The sequence below is a fragment of the Endozoicomonas sp. ISHI1 genome (assembly GCF_024606225.1).
Classification (GTDB): Bacteria; Pseudomonadota; Gammaproteobacteria; order Pseudomonadales; family Endozoicomonadaceae; genus Endozoicomonas_A.
Map to the genome: position 1 here is coordinate 1 of NZ_JAGRPU010000072.1, position 14,539 is coordinate 14,539.

10 protein-coding genes are annotated in these 14,539 nt (G+C 48.5%); all 10 read left to right on the forward strand.

The genetic code is table 11. The features are described from left to right. The first annotated feature begins 422 nt into the window (after positions 1-422). The 10 genes from KBW69_RS22570 (at position 423) to rhlB (ending at position 14,397) form a co-directional block, all read left to right on the forward strand. The gene (locus tag KBW69_RS22570; protein WP_257282381.1) at positions 423-2,243 is read left to right on the forward strand and encodes a hypothetical protein; all 1,821 of its coding nucleotides are present in this window, start codon (positions 423-425) and stop codon (positions 2,241-2,243) included. A gap of 967 nt (positions 2,244-3,210) precedes the next feature. Then, a complete protein-coding gene (gene nrdA, locus KBW69_RS22575) occupies positions 3,211-5,481 on the forward strand; it encodes a class 1a ribonucleoside-diphosphate reductase subunit alpha (protein WP_257282382.1) in 2,271 nt (756 codons plus the stop codon). Between the two features lie 100 nt (positions 5,482-5,581). Next, positions 5,582-6,712 (forward strand): class Ia ribonucleoside-diphosphate reductase subunit beta, encoded by a 1,131-nt coding sequence (nrdB, locus tag KBW69_RS22580; RefSeq protein ID WP_257282383.1) that lies wholly within the window; start codon positions 5,582-5,584, stop codon positions 6,710-6,712. 75 nt (positions 6,713-6,787) lie between these two features. Continuing rightward, entirely contained in the window at positions 6,788-7,069 is a 282-nt protein-coding gene (gene yfaE, locus KBW69_RS22585) for a class I ribonucleotide reductase maintenance protein YfaE (protein WP_257253680.1), read from the forward strand. Between the two features lie 176 nt (positions 7,070-7,245). After that, complete coding sequence (locus KBW69_RS22590; protein ID WP_257253678.1) at positions 7,246-8,322, forward strand: hypothetical protein; 1,077 nt, start codon at positions 7,246-7,248, stop codon at positions 8,320-8,322. A 92-nt stretch (positions 8,323-8,414) separates the two neighbouring features. Then, entirely contained in the window at positions 8,415-10,307 is a 1,893-nt protein-coding gene (locus KBW69_RS22595; protein WP_257282384.1) for an extracellular solute-binding protein, read from the forward strand. Positions 10,308-10,729: 422 nt separating this feature from the next. Beyond that, positions 10,730-11,650, forward strand: coding sequence for an aspartate carbamoyltransferase (pyrB, locus tag KBW69_RS22600; RefSeq protein ID WP_257282385.1), 921 nt, complete (start codon positions 10,730-10,732; stop codon positions 11,648-11,650). Positions 11,651-11,663: 13 nt separating this feature from the next. After that, positions 11,664-12,119 carry an aspartate carbamoyltransferase regulatory subunit gene (gene pyrI / locus KBW69_RS22605; RefSeq protein WP_257282386.1) on the forward strand — a complete coding sequence of 152 codons (456 nt, stop codon included), beginning with the start codon at positions 11,664-11,666 and terminating at the stop codon, positions 12,117-12,119. A gap of 279 nt (positions 12,120-12,398) precedes the next feature. After that, positions 12,399-12,707: a hypothetical protein gene (locus tag KBW69_RS22610; RefSeq protein ID WP_257282387.1), complete on the forward strand. Its 309-nt coding sequence runs from the start codon at positions 12,399-12,401 to the stop codon at positions 12,705-12,707. A gap of 274 nt (positions 12,708-12,981) precedes the next feature. Further along, positions 12,982-14,397: an ATP-dependent RNA helicase RhlB gene (rhlB, locus tag KBW69_RS22615; RefSeq protein ID WP_306674611.1), complete on the forward strand. Its 1,416-nt coding sequence runs from the start codon at positions 12,982-12,984 to the stop codon at positions 14,395-14,397. Positions 14,398-14,539 lie beyond the last annotated feature (142 nt).

Consider the following 14,539-nt stretch of genomic DNA (forward strand, 5'->3'; position numbering starts at 1 on the left):
GAAATTGAGGATAAAAATTTCTGCTTCTGAGGAGAATAGCGAGCTATTTGACGAAGAAGCAGGAATTTTTAGACCAATTTATTGCAACCGCAGTAGGACAGCCTTAAGTCCGACAGGCTGCTAGACGCTCATGACCGGCGGGGTCAGTCATGATCGTTTAGCATGTGCTTTTTTCGGTCAACCCACACCATGGAAATCCTGTCGTGGTTCTCATTCGGCACGTTCAGAAAAGATGGCGAAGAATTGTGCCAATTCCTCCAATAACATTTCCCCCATACATACAATACGGAGGAAGACACAGGCCAAGGGGTTGCCGTGATTAACCGGAGCGAAATTATCGTGGCAAATAAACAAAGCACTTCCACTGTTCTGCTACTAGTCTTTCCGAGACTAACAAACATCAGAAAATGGTAGAAAGCAAAATGAATTTGGCAAAATTCAAAGTGGCTAACATAGCCGGATCGGTGGCATTGAGTTTATCTTTACCGGCACTGTCACTAACTGCAAGTAGTAATGCCGGGACACCCATTAATATCGATGAAGATCCGGTCTGCACTAGTACTTCGAACCAGGGAATACTGAGTTTATCAGAAGCACAGGCTCACTCCCTTGCCCATTCCGCCAAAATTGCAAAAAGTCAGGAGCTGGTGTCACTTGGTATAGACCAACAACTGACTGCCAGTATCGCCGAAGGCGAGAAATCAACGCACTATCAAGGTACTACATGGGCCCGTGATAACAACATGATGGCTGTTGATCGAGTGCTCGCACAGCCAGAGGTTCTGGAGGTCGTGTGTAACATCCTGCTTGCATTTTCCAAACATCAGGTAACCAAACTGGAGCCCAACAGTAACAAAAGTTTTCCTGGGTTTCAGCACAATAATCTCGGAGCACTACCCATTGTTCTGGTCAACAATCCCACACGCTTTATCATTGAACGGGTTATTAGGCGGAAATATCTCGTGGAAGTACAGAAATTCTTTGATCAACACCCCCACTTGTTATACGGGTCACGATTACCCGAATTATTTACGCTAGATGTCGAAAGGGCACTTACTTATGTCAAGACAACAGCTCCCGAACAACTGAAAGTGCAACTCACAACGGTATATCAGCGTATTGAAAACTTGAAAAAAACAACGCCGACTGATCCGCAATTCAAGTTTCCAAAACCCAGTTTCCTGTTGGATAACTATATAAACGAAAATTTGGACAGGTTGACACCAGGCACCACTGACCCGGAAATCAATATACTCGCGCTCTGTGGTAAGTATCTCAAAGCTCTGGCGACTGACGACCCATCGGCAGCACAAGCCAGGGGCCATCAGTTAACGCCCATGATTGCAAGAGCGCTTGTCTACATTTACACCAATGTTATGGATAAGCAGGGACTACCTGTCGGAGCTGACTATCTTGATATTTTTAATGACATACTCGCCGACAGCTGTCTGTTGACCAATGCATCAATTCTTCTTGATGGCCTGAAAAGTCTCCACAGCGCTTCGAGCTATCTCGATAGTGCTGCGTTCAGGCAGGAATTGATTAAGGCTGGCTCACATCTGCCACCATCGCTGAGATCGCTGACAGATTCAGTGGCCAGCGTTGAAACCATGCTTGCCGGTTTAAGTCAGCAGCTACAAAAGAATCTGAGAACCCATTTACTCTTCGATGCCAACCAACAATTTAGCCCCCGCTGGTTTGTGCGCAGCAAGCATGAGGCTGTCAACCCCACACAACCAGGCTCGATCATCAAAGATATGATTGCTCAAAGAGAAGCGCTACCGGACGCACAAAAATTCAAAGATGGCAGCATCACTGACCCCTTCGGTCTGGCCTGGGCCATCATTGCCGGTGCGGTACCTCATGAAAATTATCCGGATGTCGCCGATCTGTTTGAGGAGTTCTACAATAATGACGGTCAGTTATTCATCCCCATGGGCAACAGCGGTCCGAATGAGCACTTAATGAGAGCAAATAATGGCTACACATTCTGGCCCGATAAAATACTGCGCTGCGGCATTGCCCTTATGGGTATGTACAAAACCATCGATGATGTACGCTACCTTCATCTGGCGCAGAAGATACATGACAAAGTGTCAAGGCTTGAGAATTTCAATGAGTATTACCTGAAGGACCCGGCCACAGGATTGTTCGTGCCTTCCGGCGCTGAAAACCAGGGATGGCATGTGTTCACTTACTATCAGCTATCAGATATGCTCAAAAACAGTTTTATTGAAAAATGAGCGAGTAAGGAAAACACCCTAAACTCTGGAGACCGGCAGAGCCCGGAGTGTGGCGGCAGATTTTCAGTGCTTGTCACACTGAGCCCAAACTGACCAGGGAGTGATTGTCCTTACCCTCCCTTATCTCATGTCCCGAGACATCGAATACACGTTAAAAAGCTCTGCTCCCCTTTGACTTAGATCATGCCGACCCGCCCCTTCCATCAGGATCTGCTGCTCCTCCGTGGATCTCTGGGGCATAGCAGTTAGGCGGAGCCAGTCGCACCTTGCAACGGAGCAGGGAGGGTGCTTTCAGGCCTGATTCCTGGGATTTTCACGGTAAACCTGGCATTTGTAAAACACTCGACGTTTTGAGTTACACTGTTTTGGCGCGCCTTTCCGAATATTACCTATTACTTATTGATTTATACTTATTTATGACTTTTTATTATATATAGAGTCTGGCCTGTGTCGGCAGATCTGTTGAATACTGAAAGCCGTGTCAGTAAAAGCAGCCAGCCCGTTTGCAAGTACTAACACTGAGAAAAACTCACAAGTTATACACAATTTTTCCACTAAACTGCCAACTTGAACTTCTGCCAATAGCGCATTATCTTGTGTATATATGAGTTCGTCACACAATATCTTGTGTTGGTTAGTCGGATAGTTAACCAAATAGTTAGATGATCTGGTTCGATAGTGTGGCGAACCCGAAGACAGTCTGTGAAGTCGCTAACGAAAGGGATTTGTGGCGCAAGTAGTGCAGTATCAGGGAAGAAAAGCTGACAGGTCACTCAGGACGGTGTCTGGTCCCTGAACACACCTCTTCGAGACAGTTTTACTGCGGGTTAATGACCTGCTGATTTTTCTCGGCTCGACCCTCTGCGACACATCGCCTGTACCCAAGACAGGAGCTGGCATTTAGTAGTAGCCGAAACATAAAAATACAATATCTTGAGTTTTATTTATCTACTGGTAAGGGCTTTTAATGAACAAAGATATCCTGGTCACCAAGCGCGACGGAGACAAGGAGCAGCTGGATCTGGAGAAGATCCACAAGGTCATCACCTGGGCTGCTGAAGGACTGAACAACGTTTCCGTTTCCGAAGTTGAACTCAAATCACAAATTCAGTTCTACGATGGCATACAGACCACTGATATCCACGAAACATTGATCAAGTCAGCCGCTGACCTGATCTCCGAACAGGCTCCTGATTACCAGTATCTGGCAGCCCGCCTGGCTATCTTCCATCTGCGCAAGAAAGCATACGGCCAGTTCGAGCCACCCGGGCTTCACGACCACGTCGTCAAACTGGCGGAAATGAAAAAGTATGATGCTCATCTTCTTCATGACTACAGTGAAGCTGAATTCAATACCATGAATGGGTTTATTGATCACAAGCGTGACATGGACTTCAGCTACGCTGCTGTTAAGCAGTTGGAAGGGAAGTATCTGGTTCAGAACCGGGTCACGGGTGAATACTACGAAAGCCCTCAGATGCTTTTCATGCTGATCGGTGCCTGTCTGTTTGCCAGTTACCCGAAAGAAACCCGCCTGGATTATATTAAGCGTTTCTATGAAGCTGTCTCTACGTTCAAGATTTCTCTGCCAACACCGATCATGGCCGGTGTTCGCACGCCTACCCGTCAGTTCAGCTCCTGCGTATTGATTGAGTGTGGTGACTCTCTGGATTCTATCAATGCGACATCCAGTGCCATTGTTAAATACGTTTCCCAACGTGCAGGCATTGGTATCAATGCCGGCGGTATTCGTGCCATTGGCAGCCCGATCCGGAACGGTGAAGCGTTTCATACAGGCTGTATTCCTTTCTACAAGCATTTCCAGACAGCGGTTAAGTCCTGCTCCCAGGGAGGTGTTCGTGGTGGTGCAGCGACTCTGTTCTACCCCATCTGGCACTACGAAGTTGAGAATCTGCTGGTTCTGAAGAACAACCGGGGAGTTGAAGAAAACCGTGTTCGTCACCTGGATTACGGCGTTCAGTTCAACCGCCTGATGTATCAGCGTCTGATCACCGGTGGCAACATCTCCCTGTTCTCGCCGATTGATGTTCCCGGATTGTACGATGCCTTCTTTGAAGACCAGGAAAAGTTTGACGCGCTTTATGCCAGGTATGAACAGGATCCAAACATCCGCAAGAAGACTCTGAAGGCAGTAGAGCTGTTCTCCCTGTTTGCGTCTGAGCGCGCCAGCACCGGTCGTATTTACCTGCAGAATGTTGACCACTGCAACACTCACAGCCCGTTTGACCCGGCAGTAGCTCCGGTTCGCCAGAGCAACCTTTGCCTGGAAATTGCCCTGCCCACCAAGCCTCTCACACACGTACTGGATGAGGAAGGTGAAATCGCGCTATGCACCCTGGCTGCTTTCAACCTGGGTAAGCTGGATAACCTGGACGAACTGGAAGAGATGAGCAACCTCCTGGTTCGTGCACTGGACAACCTGCTGGACTATCAGGATTATCCTCTGCCAGCGGCATACAACGCCACGATGGCACGCCGCCCTCTGGGGATTGGTGTGATCAACTTTGCCCATTATCTGGCTAAAAACGCTGTTCGTTATTCTGATGGTTCTGCCAACGGTCTGACCCATAAAACATTTGAAGCTATTCAGTATTACCTGCTGAAAGCCTCTAACCAGCTGGCGAAAGAAAAAGGCACCTGCACCAAGTTCCATGAGACCACCTACTCCCGGGGCATCCTGCCGATAGATACCTACAAGAAGGACCTGGACGAAGTCTGCACCGAAGCACTTCATCTGGACTGGGAAGCCCTGCGCAGCGAGATCAGGAATCACGGCCTGCGTAACTCAACACTGACCGCCCTGATGCCTTCCGAGACTTCATCACAGATCAGTAACGCGACCAATGGTATTGAACCACCACGAGGCTTTGTCAGCGTCAAGGCCAGCAAAGACGGCATCCTGAAGCAGGTTGTACCCGACTTCGAAGAGCTGCGTCACAACTATGAGCTGCTGTGGAATATCACCAGTAATGACGGTTACCTCCAGCTGGTTGCGATCATGCAAAAGTTTGTTGACCAGACCATTTCGGCCAACACCAACTATGATCCAGCCCGTTTCGAAGGCGGTAAAGTGCCAATGAAGCTCCTTCTTAAAGACCTTTTGACGGCCTACAAGCTAGGTGTGAAGACCCTTTACTACCACAACACTCGTGATGGTGCGTCAGACGGTCAGGAAGAAGCTGACGATGGCTGTGCAGGCGGCGCTTGCAAAATTTGACGAAAGTCGGAACCGGGACACTGGAACAGTGTCCCACTTAAACCAGCGTTAATAGCAACTGGACGAGGCCGGCCCTTCCTGGCCCTGAAGCAGAGAAAACATGAGCTACTCGACTTTCAACCAAGAAAAGTTCAATGCCACTCAGGAACCTATGTTTTTTGGACGGGGTGTTAACGTCTCCCGTTATGATGTCCAAAAACACCCGATCTTTGAAAAACTGATCGAAAAACAGCTGTCATTCTTCTGGCGTCCGGAAGAGGTGGACTTATCGACCGACCGCAGTGATTTTGCCCATCTGCCAGAACATGAAAAGCATATCTTCCTGAGTAACCTTAAATATCAGACCCTGCTGGACTCTGTGCAAGGCCGCTCACCCAATGTCGCCCTGCTACCCATTGTTTCTCTGCCTGAGCTGGAAACCTGGATTGAGACCTGGGCTTTTAGTGAAACCATTCACTCTCGCTCATACACCCACATCATTCGCAACATCATCACCGAACCTTCCGTGGTTTTTGATGACATTGTCAATAACGAGGCCATTGTGAAAAGGGCGGCTGACATCACCCGTTACTACGATGACCTGATTGAAGGCATCAGCCAACTCAACATGCTGGGTGAAGGCACCCACCAACTCAAAGGTAAAGAAGTGCATGTTTCCGTCAGGGATCTGAAGCGAAAACTTTACCTGACTCTGGTATCCGTCAATGTTCTGGAAGCCATTCGCTTTTACGTCAGCTTTGCCTGCAGCTTTGCTTTTGCCGAGCGTTCCACTATGGAAGGCAATGCAAAAATCATCAAACTAATCGCCCGCGACGAAGCCCTGCACCTGACCGGTACCCAGCACATCCTGCAAATCATGGCTGAAGGTAAAGACGATCCGGAAATGGCTGAGATTGCTATTGAGCTCCGGACAGAAGCCAGAGAAATTTTTATTGCTGCTGCTGAACAGGAAAAAGAGTGGGCTGAATACCTGTTCCAGAATGGCTCAATGATTGGTTTGAACAAGGACATTCTCAGCCAATATGTCGAATACATCACCAATCAGAGAATGGCTGCCCTGGGCTTTGACCCGGCCTTCCCACCCCGCCAGAACCCTCTACCCTGGATGAATAGCTGGCTGAACAGTGACTCTGTCCAGGTAGCGCCTCAGGAAGTGGAAGTCAGCTCCTATCTGGTTGGACAGATTGATAACGAAGTCCAGACCGATGACTTCAGCAACTTCTCACTCTAAGAGATAGCACGATGGCCACTGGGGGCTGAACGAGTAAAGACAGCCTCCCGGCCAACCGTTTACCAGGAGATCCTCATGGCCAACATCGTCAAGATACTGGATGGCTTCAGCTTCATTTCCAGAAGCGACCTCAACCTGCTGGAGGCGCTCGAGTCACAGAAGGTGGATATTGAATACCAGTGTCGTGAAGGATTCTGTGGCAGTTGCCAGGTTCAACTGGTGGCCGGTGAAGTGGAATATTTCGCAGAACCCGTCGCTTTTGTCCCCGATGGAAAAATCCTGCCCTGCTGCTGTTATGCCAAGAGCGACCTTACCATTGAGATCCCCGGTGGCTGTCATATCAAAAAAGAGCAATGACACGGCAAAAAACAAGCCCCTTTTTATATTAATAAAGCTATTAGAATTTAATCTAATATAACAAAGATAAAAATTTTGGCCTTATCCCTAATCAACTTGTCACTCCTCTGAACTAAGATGCTCTCGCCCTGTCTAATAAACATGAACGTCAAAACATTCAGGGAAGGGTCGAGACTATGACAAGGAAACTCACATCGCAATACCCGCGTATTATACTGCTTATTCTGTTGGCCTGCGTACTGACAGTTTTTGGATCAAGCCAAAACGTATTCGCCAGAGGCGAAAAACCCAATCTCAACAAGATTCCGGGGCCCGACTCCACTCAACGGTATATCAACTCTCCTGCCGAAAAGTTCAAGCATCGCCTGGAAGCACTCTACCCCTATGCATTTGCCAGCTACCTGTCCTATCGTTTCAGAACTGCCAGTGATAGAGCGGGCGTCAAAGAGGCCCTGGAAGATCGCCTCACCCATATTCAGTATCGCAACGCAGTCAAGACAGATGTACCTGAAAAATGGTTAACACAGGGAGTGTTTGACACCCGGTATGATGCCAACCGAATCTACGACCGCGAAGACTCCGGGTTGAAAGCCAGAGTTTTCCTCCACACTTCAGAAAAGAAAATTCTGATAGCGTTCACAGGAACAGAATTTGATAGCCTCAACTCCCTGACCAATGCTGCCTGGACACAGGGTGGCTATGGATATGGCTATCTGACACAGATCATCTCCTACTTCTCCAGCTTCATCACTGCCGGGGATTACTTTCCACTGGAAGTTCCCATGCTGAGAAGAGCTTTGGAGCTGACTGTCGACCTGTATGAGCACTACCCTGACCATGAGTTTGAGCTGACAGGCTCCTCTCTGGGTGGCGCAATCGCCCAGTATGTTTCCTTTAAAACCCGATTCAAGGCGGTGGTATTTAACAGTCTTGCCCTGAACTCTGCCATCTACTGGCACATTCAAAATGAAGAACCCGACCTGAAGCCAAAAGCACTCATCACTCATGCTTACCTGAACGGAGAGTTATTGAACGATACTCTTCAGGGGCTCTTCATCCAGGGTCCGGCCCACGCTATCTATGCCCAGGGCAGCCTGCCTGTTGAAGGACTGGAGATTCCAGTACCCGCTTCTGAAAAATCGCTGCACGGATTAGGTCAGTTCTGGTCTCGACACACTGCCAGTGGACTGCTGAGAGCGCTTGAAGCCAACATACAGCTTAATCTTCCGCCGCTGAAGCAGAAACCTTCGTGAACGTAAGCAAACTGAAAAGCAGCTAAGCTATATTTCTCCCAACCATTCTGTCCCCCTGACACCACCTCGACACAAAGAAGGCTGAAGAGACTGTGAGCAGAGTTGTTTCCAGCAACAATCTACCCGGCAACAATCTACACGGGAACAATTTATCCAGAAACAACAATGTATTCAAAATTAATGGTTCCGGAATCAGAATAATAACAAACCTTCTCCTCAGCCTCTGCCTGTCGCACCCTCTGGCCATCTGGGGTGAGGTCCGTATTGAAAAGTCTTTCACTCTGATCGGTACCCACAAATACCCGGACAGCTTCACTCATTTTGCTTACACAAACCCCAATGCACCTAAAGGTGGTGTCCTGAGGCTAGCCAGGACAGGCTCATTCGACACTCTGAACCCATTTAACGGCAAAGGAACTACGCCTGATTACCTTTACCACACCCACGGCTCATTAATGACCCGGTCAGCCGATGAACCTCACACTCTTTATCCCTTTCTGGCCGAAGCCATCGAATACCCTCACGACTTCAGCTGGGTTGCTTTTCATATCAACCCGGCAGCAAAGTTCAGCGACAACCACCCTGTCACGTCAAAAGATGTTGTATTCACTTTTGAGTTATTCAAAAGGGAGGGCTCACCCTTTTTGAAAAATCTCTATAAAGACGTCGCCAGAGTTGAAAAAACTTCGCCACACCGAGTCGTTTTTTACCTGGACAAACCTGGCAAGAAGCAGCTTGCCCTGCTGGGTTATCTTCGCGTGCTTCCTCATCATTACTGGCAGACCAGAAACTTTCAGGGTCGTCACCTGAACAGCCCTGTGACCAGTGGGCCCTTAAAGGTCAAGCATGTCAAAATAGGACAAAACATCACTTTTGAGCGAGTCAGGGATTATTGGGCAGTCAATCTTCCCAGCCAGAGAGGGAGGTATAATTTCGACGAAATCAGGGTGGACTATTATCGTGACCCTCAGGCTGTGATCGAAGGCTTCAGAGCCGGACTTTATGATGTTCATCAGGAGACTGATACTCAAAAATGGCATCAGTCATTCAGTTTCCCGGCAGTTAAAGAAGGTCGGGTGCTGAAGAAAGACATTGAAATGCTCTATACAGCTGGCATGAGTGCCCTGGCTTTTAATCTTCGTCGGGACAAGTTCAAAAACCCTGCACTTCGTCAGGCTTTAATCATGGCCTTCGATTTTGAGTGGATTAACAGGACTCTGCTGAATTCTGACTTTCAGCGTACTACGAGCTTTTTCTACAACTCACCTCTCTCAGCCACAGGTCTGCCGACAGAAGAAGAACTCAAGCTACTGGAGCCGTTTCAGGAGCAGTTACCCAGTGAACTTTTCAAGCAAGCCGTCATTCTCCCCGTTTCAGACGGAAGCGGTAAAAACAGGGAGAATGTCAGGAAAGCTCTGGCTCTCTTCAAAAGAGCAGGATACCGGTTGGAAAACGGGCGGATGATAGATACAGCCTCAGGCAAGCCTCTCACTCTCAGCCTGCTGACCGAAGACCCTAAACAGGAACGTTTGTTACTTTCTTACCGTAAAAGTCTTGCTGACCTTGGCATAACATTGAACATAAAGACTCTCGACAAAAGCCTGTTTCGAAAAAGAGTCAGGGAGTCAGATTTCGAAATGGTGGACTGGTATTTCTGGCAGTCCACTTATCCGGGCAACGAGCTGTATCATATGTGGAGCAGTAAAGTCGTCATGGAAAAACAAAGTGGTAACATTGTCGGCATCAAAAACCCGGTCATTGACCACCTGCTAGCCGAGGCAACAAATGCAGACAGCTATGAAAAACTGATACCCATTGTCAGGGCTATGGACCGGGTACTGATGTGGGGCCACTACGTCATTCCCAAGTGGCATACTCAAAAGACTCATCTGGCTTACTGGCACCACCTTGGTCATCCACCACAAGACCATCTTTACTGGCTCGACCTGAGTAACTGGTGGTACAAGCCAGACAAGAATCCATGATTTTTCCATTTTGATCGCTTACCTCTCTCAATGAGCAATCTCTGGCCAAAAAGAAAATCACTATCAACAAGCTCTTGATTTGGTTTTTTTTCATCGGTAGAGTAGTTACCAATTTGCCTACAAAGACTTGCCTGTAAGCGCAGGCTTCTTTAACTTATTTTTAATGGCAACATAATGCCCATAGGCTGTCAGAGCTGAAACGTATACTGTGACGAACACACGCGAATGAGATCCGAAACTGGCTGTTCTGTTTCAAACACACGCCTGAGCAGGGTGCCGACCGGTATCAACAGTGGTCCGTTTTTCAGAAAAAGCTCCTTAATCAGGGGCTTTTTTTTGGTTTGTGCCCACCCTGTAGCTTCATCAGCTATTTGGCACCATCTCCCCATTCTTCACCCTTATTCAGGAACAGGTAACTCTTGATGGAAAACCAGCTCTATCTGAGGGACATCATTTCCATAGCAGACCTGAATCGTTCAGACCTCGAACAGATTCTGGAAACTGCCGCCCAGCTTAAAAGAGCACCACGTCCCGATCTGCTAGAGGGCAAGGTGATTGCCAGCTGCTTCTTTGAGGCTTCGACCCGAACCCGTCTCTCATTCGAAACCGCTGTACAGAGGCTGGGAGGAACCCTGATTGGTTTCTCTGACAGCAGTAACACCTCGGCCAAAAAAGGCGAAACACTGGCCGATTCAGTCAAAATCATCAGTTCTTATACTGATGCCTTCATCATGCGTCATCCTCAGGAAGGTGCGGCACGATTGGCCTCTGAATTCTCCAATGTCCCAATCATTAATGGCGGTGATGGTGCCAACCAGCACCCGACACAGACGTTGCTGGATCTTTTCAGTATTAGAGAATGTCAGGGGACACTGGACGACCTGACCATCACCTTTGTCGGTGACCTTAAATACGGCAGAACTGTTCACTCATTGGTTCAGGCCATGGCACTGTTCGGTGCCAAATTTAACTTTATTGCACCCGACGCGCTTTCAATGCCCGATTACCTGCTGGAAGAACTGGATGAAAAAGGTATTCGCTACCGCAAAGCCGGGAGCATTGAAGAAGTGGTGCCTGAGTCTGACATTATTTATATGACACGGGTTCAAAAAGAGCGCTTTGATGAAACTGAATACATGCACATGGCCTCTAAGTACATTCTGGGTGTCGAAAGCCTGAAAGGAGCCAGAGAGAGCCTGAAAATTCTTCACCCCCTGCCCCGGGTCAACGAAATAGAAGTGGCTGTTGATAATACGCCTCATGCTTACTATTTTCAGCAGGCCGAGAATGGGGTCTATGCCCGTCAGGCGCTCCTGGCTCTGGTTTTGAACAAAAGTATCTGAGGGAGACACTGCAGTGACTAACAAGCTTCAGGTTGAGGCCATTCGCAAAGGCACCGTCATTGACCATATCCCTGCCGGTCAAGGTGTTAAAATTCTGGACCGCCTGCAATTGCTGAACTCCGATGTCAGCATTACAGTGGGCTTCAACCTGCCCAGCAAGGCTCAGGGTCGCAAAGACATTATCAAAGTGACTGACCTCAAGTTCACTGAACAAGAGGCCAATCAGCTGGCTCTGTTTGCACAGGGAGCCACTATTAATGTCATCGACGAATACCATGTCGTTGATAAATTCAATATGACGGTTCCCGAGACTCTCAGAGGTGCTTTTCCATGCCCTAACTCAAACTGCATTACTCACAATGAGCCTGTGAACAGCTATTTCTATCTGCGGGAAAAAGACGACGATATTCGACTGAAGTGTCACTATTGTGAGAAGTCATTCAGCAAGGAGATTGTGTCTGAGCTCTGACTGTTGACAAGGAATCTCCTGCGGATTTTTTACCCATCATTGGGGATTCCTTGTCACTTCCATGAGTCTGCCCTGCCACGACAAAACCTCTGCTCATCATTTGTTCGGCTGTCCCGGATGACTCGGAGGGAACTATTCTCCCAAGACCTATGTCTAATGGCTGTACTGTAGGAAAGTAAGTAATCTTAAAACTGTTTATCATGAAAAAGAGGCCATCTGGCCACCACTGTTGGATTTTCATGAGTGACGGAACCTATGGGCTTTAAAATGAGGTGTCCTATGGAAATAGCGCCAGTGCAATACATCATGAGCACACTGACTCAGGATTATGAAAATAGTCCGGAGACCGACACGCTGGCTGACAGAATCCAGAAGTTTGCCGAAGAAGCGAGCTTTTTTTTCAAGGAACGCCCGCTCAGGCCCATGCCAGACCAACCACTGCTGTTAATCCTCTACAAATCGAAACTCCGCAGAAAAAAGAGAAAAGTCAGCAAAAAGGACAAGCTGAACAAATTCTACATGCGCAAAAGAAAGAGCGAAGAGCAGGACAACCATCCCGATAGCGACACCTATGAGCAATCAATTTAGCAATCACCCGCCAGATACCTTAGAATCCTTTTGGAATGCCGCAGCCTTTTGAATCCAGTTTCCTGCGGCGCACTGCTGCTGAGCAGATACCTGACTGTTAACAGACAGCTACCTGAAGGCCTCTTTCTCTTTCTGTTTGCCCGACTTTTTAACACCAGGGCCGAGATACCCGTCGTCAGCAGATTCAATCCCCGGTCCCGAGACGCACTCAGGACATGTCAGCCCCAAGCTGCAGGCCGGGATAACGATATAGTATTGCAACGAGATTAAAGCATTGAGTGGATTACTAGGTCTTTTCAGAAAGAAAAAAGCGCCTTCATCCGGTGGGCAAAAGTCTATACCGGCACCAAAAAATCCTTATTCCAAGCCCCCGCGCGGGAAGAAAAACAGTAAAGTTGTCGGCACTCAATCCAGAAACCCAAAGTCTCGGAACACTGCTCGACGTAATCATTCTCACAACTCTCATCGCTCAGACGACAAGAAGACCGAACCCTCCTGGCATATCAGCCAGTTCCAGGTAGAGCCCGAACAGGGTAAAACCCGCTTTCATGACTTTGATCTGCCTGACCCACTGATGAGAGCCATCCAGGAACTGGGCTTCAAGTACTGCACCCCCATTCAGGCAGAAGTACTGGGCAGCACACTGGCTGGCAGAGACGCTATTGGTAAAGCTCAAACCGGTACGGGCAAGACAGCCGCTTTTCTCGTCAGCACCATCAAACAATTGATCGATATCCCGCCACCGGATCAACGCTATCTTGGTGAACCCCGTGCGGTCATCATTGCCCCTACCCGAGAACTGGCATTGCAGATTGGTCAGGATGCTGAAGCCTTGACCAAATACCTGCCCCTGAACGTACTGACGGTTGTGGGTGGAATGGATTATGAGAAGCAGCGCAACCGAATGAGTAATGGCTTCATCGATATCCTTGTGGCTACTCCGGGCCGACTTCTGGATTACTGCGAACGCAAAGACCTGCATCTGGACCTGACAGAAACACTGGTCATTGACGAAGCCGACCGAATGCTGGATATGGGCTTCATTCCTCAGGTTCGGCGCATTATCCGAATGACGCCCCGCCCTGGCGATCGTCAGACCCTACTCTTTTCAGCCACCTTTACGGATGAGGTATTAAGGCTCGGTGAACAGTGGACCTGGCAGCCTGTTAAAGTTGAGATTGAACCAGAGAGTGTTGCTACAGAGACTGTTGACCAGAAGGTTTATATCGTCACCAATGAGCAAAAAGTCCCTCTCTTGATCAACCTGATCAATCAGAACAATCTGGAGCGGGTGATTGTGTTCACCAACCGGCGAGATGAAACTCGTCGATTGACCGAGAAGCTACAAAAGAGAGGCCTCAAAGCGGATCAGATTTCAGGTGAAGTCCCCCAAAAGAAGCGACTCAAAACGCTGGATAACTTCAAGAGTGGCAGGCTGACGGTCCTGGTGGCCACCGATGTTGCTGGTCGGGGCATTCACATTGATGGCATCAGCCATGTGATCAACTATAACCTGCCCGAGGATCCTGAAGATTATGTCCACCGTATTGGCCGGACAGGCCGGGCCGGAGCCAGTGGTACCAGTATCAGCTTTGCCTGCGAAGAGGATTCTTTCCTGATCCCCGACCTGGAACAAATGTTGGGTGCAAAGCTCAATCTGGAATACCCACCTGAAGATCTGGTTAAATAATCAGTAGTCTGCATTAAGCGCTAGCAGCCTGTCGGACTTAAGGCTGTCCTACTGCGGTTGCAATAAATTGGTCTAAAAATTCCTGCTTCTTCGTCAAATAGCTCGCTATTCTCCTCAGAAGCAGAAATTTTTATCCTCAATT

Bases quoted from the DNA above. Each gene is read 5' to 3' on its own strand.
- nrdA (WP_257282382.1), top strand. From the start codon at position 3,211: ATGAACAAAGATATCCTGGTCACCAAGCGCGACGGAGACAAGGAGCAG.
- KBW69_RS22590 (WP_257253678.1), top strand. From the start codon at position 7,246: ATGACAAGGAAACTCACATCGCAATACCCGCGTATTATACTGCTTATT.
- pyrB (WP_257282385.1), top strand. From the start codon at position 10,730: ATGGAAAACCAGCTCTATCTGAGGGACATCATTTCCATAGCAGACCTG.
- yfaE (WP_257253680.1), top strand. From the start codon at position 6,788: ATGGCCAACATCGTCAAGATACTGGATGGCTTCAGCTTCATTTCCAGA.
- nrdB (WP_257282383.1), top strand. From the start codon at position 5,582: ATGAGCTACTCGACTTTCAACCAAGAAAAGTTCAATGCCACTCAGGAA.
- KBW69_RS22610 (WP_257282387.1), top strand. From the start codon at position 12,399: ATGGAAATAGCGCCAGTGCAATACATCATGAGCACACTGACTCAGGAT.
- KBW69_RS22570 (WP_257282381.1), top strand. From the start codon at position 423: ATGAATTTGGCAAAATTCAAAGTGGCTAACATAGCCGGATCGGTGGCA.